Origin of the sequence: uncultured Caballeronia sp., assembly GCF_964243625.1 — a bacterium.
Lineage (GTDB): Bacteria > Pseudomonadota > Gammaproteobacteria > Burkholderiales > Burkholderiaceae > Caballeronia.
The window spans coordinates 1-3,022 of sequence record NZ_CAXTGZ010000695.1; the positions used below are offsets into that span (position 1 = coordinate 1).

The window sequence follows — 3,022 nt, forward strand, 5'->3', positions numbered from 1 at the left end:
CAGTACGGATCGGGGACAGACGACACCGAGTTTTACGATCCTCGCATTTTGCGCTGCGCCCTGCAACCGATGTAACGCTGCAGACCCGGTGTCCGCGTCCAGGCTGTCCCAAGATGCATGGTGAACAATTCACGTTCCAATCTGGTTGCAACTCAGCGGTCGCAACGAAGTTTTACCTCGTGTCTGCGCAGATCGCGAGGGAGATCCCTTGAGCAGCTCGCCCAGCTGTGTGTATTCGAATGCCATCTTTTCGGCTTGCGCGCTGTAGTGGGTGGCTGGAACTCGACGCGAATGGCAACATATGCAAATAGATCAGCTCGGAGGTCCCTTCTGGTGCCGACCTAATTCTTGATGGTAAAGTTTGACCAACGAAACTTAATTATTGAGAAAATCCTGATGAACAAACAAGAACTTGTCGATGCAGTCGCAGCACAATCCGGCGCAAGCAAGGCCTTGACCAGCGAAATCATCGATGAGGTGCTGGCAAAGATCACGCAAGCGGTGGTGTCCGGCGATACGGTTCAATTAGTTGGTTTTGGTTCGTTCGGTACTGGCGCGCGTGCCGCCCGCGCGGGGCGCAATCCGAAAACAGGCGAAGCGCTCCAGATTGCCGCAGCTACCACAGTAAAGTTCACTGCAGGAAAAGGGTTCAAGGACAGCGTCAACCAGTAACGCTCCGTGTTCGACTGTTCGTCATTGCTGGTCACTGAGTGTGTGCTCATTGGCAGTGTAGTGCTACACGGAGCTTGATACACTTGCACCTATAATTCGGTTGATTTGGATTAGATCTGACAAGTGACGAAGAAATGAACGGCGCGCAACACTCGCATGAACCATCCCTCGTGGAAAATGGCCGGGCCGTTATGTTCACGGTAGTGACCGCTGGTCGCGAGGTGAAGGCACTGATTACGAGGACGGCGCTAGAGCAGTACTTCTGGTTGGGTCCTGATGCAAGCGAAGGCCGCGTGCTGCGTATATTTGCTGACGGCCGCCAGCGCATCACGGCCGTCACGCAGCGCGTGGCTTTACGCAGCGGCGCGACCGAAGTCCGCCTTGATGCAGAAGACTTTGCGTCGTAGGGCGCTTACATTTTCACCCCCCATATTTTTTATAAGTTCGAGTCTTTAGTCATTGATATGTGATGCTTAGGCTCGGCAAGATTTTAGAGTCGGTTTATTGCTGTAGCCATCTCTCGGTTACTTGGCAGCAGCCTGACTGCTTACTGGACTCTCGCTCTTGCCGCAATCGCGAGCGCAACATTCGGAGCTTATTTTTATGAGTCGTACATTTGGACGCCAAGATTCGCGAGGCAGCGGTCCACGTCCAGCGCGCCAGCACCCGCCAACCAGCGCATCGCAGACGCAAAAGAAGCATTACGGGAAACCTGTTCAGTCAAAGGATCCCGCCCAGACGGCATCTATTTTCAAGACTCGAGCGTTCAAAGTACTCGTCGACGCTGTTGGTGCGGAAAATGTAGCGTTGGGTCTCGACTCGAATCTGGCCCGCATCGCAGAATTGGTCAGCGGTGAGCGTTTTACGCCCGAGACAGCGTTTCACATGGAAACGACGCTTGGTCTTCCCGATGGTTTCTTCGATCACCCGAACCCAACGTTGCCACCAGACGTGATCGCACGACTGCGCTCCCCGCTGGAAAATAGGCCAACTGACGGCGTATTTGATGACCCAGTGGAACCTTCGCCAATTCATAAGTCAGCCGATCATAAAAAGCACCCCGTTTTGAGCGAAGCTGTAACAGCCAAGGATGTCGATATGCCAAGAAAGACCAGCACTGCACCCGCGCCAGCCAGCAAGAAGGGCAAGGTGATTGCGCCGAAAGATGCTGGCGCAAGCGCGAAGACCGATCAGTCGAAGGGCGTTTCGAGGGCGGCTAAGGCAGCGCAGCAACAGTCGCTTGAACTGGCGAGCACACCTACAATTCCTGAGGTTCGACAGGCGAACCTTCATGTCTTGACTGCCCGCAATGGATCGAAAGCGCTGCTAAGCCGAATGTTGAACCTAAGCCAGTCAAACATGGCGCATCGACTGCACGGGAAAAAGCGTTTGGATGATGTTGAAGCGAAACGCTTTACCGATGTACTAGAGCTGCCAGCGGGGTGGCTCGACACGCCACGACAGACGCACGATGTGCCTGACCACGTGAACGAACTCCTCGCACCGACCTCAAGAAAACGCAAGACGGCGACGCCCATAGCAACAAGTTATAAACCGCAAGCGGCGGTAGCGAAACATCTTGTGGACGAAACTAGCACGGTGCCTCAACCGCAAACTGTCAGCGTCCCAGACCAAGACGTTACAAGTAACCTAATGGAAAATGTCACCACTGTAGCGAACGCTGCAGACTTCCTTAAGAAACCTGTTGATGCGGTTGATGGTGCCAACCAAAACAACCAACCGTCGAACACCGGGAAAGACTTGGCCGACGAAGCGCTTTCGCTTTCAGTGGTGAGCGACCTTGCTCATTTGCGTGGGATTCCACCCATCGCTGAAGCATTGCTGAAGACAATTGCTGCGAAGGCGCGGACCGGGCTTCTGAACGAAAACAAGGCGCTGGAGCTTTTGCAACAAATGATTTTGCTCTGATGAATCTTTCGTCAAGGATCAACTGCTCAATTGATCATGACGACAGGTTCGTTTAGATGGTCTGGGATGCGGTGTGGGCGGCACAAATAGATTGATGCAAATTTGCGCCGGATCAGACGCGGTCATTGGTTGATGCTCCGCATTCAGGGCTACTTGACGACCGGCAAAAATATAGCCGACCTGCGGTATGGCAGTCAAACCCAGCATTGCGTGACGAACGATGCGGAGCCGCACGGTTATCTCCGCTCACCCTCTATGAAGCGATGGGGCTCGCTGTTTGCAAGACCTTTTGATTGTTTTCACCGTAACGTTTGTACCATTTCTGGGCAATAGAGCGGTTAGGAACCGAGTCTCCTGACGCCGAGTATCCCCAGCGATTCTCCCAGTAAAGAGCAAGCGTCTGGGCAGCTTCACGATGACC

General features: G+C 53.8%; 3 protein-coding genes. All 3 read left to right on the forward strand.

All coding sequences use genetic code 11. The annotated features are described in order from the left end of the window. Positions 1–396 precede the first annotated feature (396 nt). The 3 genes from ACFFAR_RS29455 (at position 397) to ACFFAR_RS29465 (ending at position 2,601) form a co-directional block, all read left to right on the forward strand. Positions 397–672, forward strand: a complete 276-nt coding sequence (locus ACFFAR_RS29455) for an HU family DNA-binding protein (protein WP_375509040.1) — start codon at positions 397–399, stop codon at positions 670–672. A 134-nt stretch (positions 673–806) separates the two neighbouring features. Then, a complete protein-coding gene (locus ACFFAR_RS29460) occupies positions 807–1,079 on the forward strand; it encodes a DUF1488 family protein (RefSeq protein WP_375509038.1) in 273 nt (90 codons plus the stop codon). A gap of 196 nt (positions 1,080–1,275) precedes the next feature. Then, a complete protein-coding gene (locus ACFFAR_RS29465; protein ID WP_375509039.1) occupies positions 1,276–2,601 on the forward strand; it encodes a hypothetical protein in 1,326 nt (441 codons plus the stop codon). The last annotated feature ends 421 nt before the right edge of the window (positions 2,602–3,022 follow it).